This window comes from Mesorhizobium sp. M7A.F.Ca.MR.362.00.0.0 (genome assembly GCF_004023175.1).
In the GTDB taxonomy this organism is placed as follows: Bacteria; Pseudomonadota; Alphaproteobacteria; order Rhizobiales; family Rhizobiaceae; genus Mesorhizobium.
Genome location: NZ_RZTF01000680.1, coordinates 1 through 1,748, shown reverse-complemented (window position 1 = coordinate 1,748; position 1,748 = coordinate 1). Strand labels below are relative to the sequence as shown.

The window sequence follows — 1,748 nt, the reverse complement described above, 5'->3', positions numbered from 1 at the left end:
AGGTAATTGTGGCCGAACTTGACGCCAGCCAGCATGTTGCCGTCGGTGACACCGGTGGCCGCGAACAGCACATCGCCGCGCGCCATGTCCTCCGTCCGATAGACCCGTTTCGGATTGGAAATACCCATCTTTGCCGCGCGAGCAACCTTTTCCGGCGTGTCGAGGATCAGCCTGCCTTGCATCTGGCCGCCGGTGCAGCGCAGCGCGGCAGCGGCCAGCACGCCCTCTGGTGCGCCGCCAGTGCCGAGATAGATGTCGATGCCGGTTTCTTCCGGATCCGTGGTGTGGATGACGCCGGCGACATCGCCATCGCCGATCAGCCGGATCGCGGCACCCGTGGCGCGCACGGCATCGATCAGCCTGGCATGACGTGGCCGGTCGAGAATGCAGGTGGTGATATCCGATATGGCCACGCCCTTCGCCCTGGCGAGGCTGGCGATGTTCTCAGCCGCCGAGGCGTCGATGTCGATGACGCCGTCCGCATAGCCCGGACCGATGGCGATCTTGTCCATGTAGACGTCGGGCGCAAACAGCAGGCTGCCCTTTTCGGCGATCGCGATGACCGCGAGTGCATTGGGCAGGTTCTTGGCGCAAATCGTCGTGCCTTCGAGCGGATCGAGCGCGATATCGACGGCCGGACCTTTGCCGGAGCCGACTTCCTCGCCGATGTAGAGCATCGGCGCCTCGTCGCGCTCGCCTTCGCCGATCACCACAGTGCCCTTGATGGCAAGCCGGTTGAGTTCCTGGCGCATGGCGTCGACTGCGACCTGGTCGGCCGCCTTTTCGTCGCCGCGCCCGCGCAGCCTGGCGGCCGCGACGGCGGCCCGTTCGGTGACGCGCACCAGTTCCATGGTGAGTATCCGGTCAAGGCCGGCGACGATGTTCTGGGCCACATTCATCTGGTGATTTCCTCGTTGGCAATGCGGCCTCCCGCCGGAGGCGGGCCTGTTTTGTCAAACCAGCATGACAACGGCAAGACCTACCCAGGATTTTATCGAATACCCAACAATATCAATCGATTAAACCGCATCCTGAAACGAGACTGGCCCGATCGCCGTGCGCCGGGCCAGTCTCAATACGGTAAAAATGGCGGCGTTCACGGCCTAGAAAACCGCGAGGTATTTGAGCAGTGAAATGATGCCGATGATGATGACGATGACCTGAACTATCTGTCTCATCCGGCCATCGAGCGGCAGGCGTTGAACCAGATAGAGAACGAGGATGATGACGAGGAATGTGATCAGGATGCCGATCAATGCTGATGAAGCCATGGTGCCCTCCTTAAAAGTGATTTGCTGAAAACAAGAGAGTGGGCCGGAAGCCCGGCCCTATCGCGCTGCGGTCAATACCAGCGGCGGGAGGTATCGTTCGTCGATTGACCAATGGCGAAGCCGGCCAGAAAGCCGAGCAGGCCGATCACGCCGACCAAAGCTGTCGTCGTACCTGGATTTTCACGCGCGACCTCCGAAACAGCCTGAGCCTGGCTGCGCAGCTGTTGCGCCGTACGCGAAGCGCGGCTCGCGGCCGTGTCGTACAACTCGGACGCCTGTTCGCCGGCGTCGTCGAGCATTTCCGCGCCCCGCGCCGAAATGCTCTTGTTGATCTTGGTGATCTCCTTGCGCAAATCGGCAATCTGCTTTTCCAGCGTCTTCTGGATGTCGTCGATATTAGGGGTGTCGGACTTGTTGGTATCGGCCATGAAGCGGTTCCTCTGGTTGCTGACCAAGAGAACGGCGACGACACCACTT

Annotated in this window: 3 protein-coding genes; all 3 read right to left on the bottom strand. The window is 61.2% G+C overall.

Annotated elements, in window-relative coordinates; genetic code table 11:
* Nucleotides 1-899, bottom strand: an 899-nt coding sequence (glpX, locus tag EOC06_RS36770) for a class II fructose-bisphosphatase (protein WP_128310084.1), incomplete at its 3' end; no start/stop codon positions are given.
* 204 nt (nucleotides 900-1,103) lie between these two features.
* Nucleotides 1,104-1,271: a Thivi_2564 family membrane protein gene (locus EOC06_RS36765; protein ID WP_013531988.1), complete on the bottom strand. Its 168-nt coding sequence runs from the start codon at nucleotides 1,269-1,271 to the stop codon at nucleotides 1,104-1,106.
* Nucleotides 1,272-1,342: 71 nt separating this feature from the next.
* Nucleotides 1,343-1,699 (bottom strand): YqjD family protein, encoded by a 357-nt coding sequence (locus tag EOC06_RS36760; protein WP_127379827.1) that lies wholly within the window; start codon nucleotides 1,697-1,699, stop codon nucleotides 1,343-1,345.
* Between the last annotated feature and the right edge of the window lie 49 nt (nucleotides 1,700-1,748).